General features: G+C 56.2%; 1 protein-coding gene. It reads right to left on the reverse strand.

Features of this window, described 5'->3' with window-relative positions; all coding sequences use genetic code 11:
- Positions 1–322 (reverse strand): hypothetical protein (locus tag KTG12_RS22410; RefSeq protein WP_227226421.1); only part of this gene is annotated, 322 nt, incomplete at its 3' end.
- Positions 323–324: the final 2 nt, after the last annotated feature.

The following is a 324-nucleotide window of genomic DNA, read 5'->3' on the forward strand; positions in this document are numbered from 1 at the left end:
TCCTCGCCATCATGAACTGCACGCTCTTCCTCTCCACCTTCGCCTGCCGCATGAGCCTCTGCACGATAAACCCCGCCGAGAACCTTGCGCATCTTTTGTCCTTCCAGACGATGAACCCCTCGCTGTCGTCGGCCCGGCAGATATACCAGTCACCCGTCTCGTCGTCGTGGGCGAAGTTCACCCGTCCGCCGCCGAGGATTCCTAATTCGATTGACATCGTCTTTGACAGATAGACAGTCCCCCTGCTGTCAAGGTTGATGGTCCGCTTACCCTTGTATGTGACTTCCTGCGGACGGGAGTTTTCCCTGTTGTATACTATCAGTG

The sequence above is a fragment of the Parabacteroides sp. MSK.9.14 genome (assembly GCF_019041495.1).
Classification (GTDB): Bacteria; Bacteroidota; Bacteroidia; order Bacteroidales; family Tannerellaceae; genus Parabacteroides; species Parabacteroides merdae.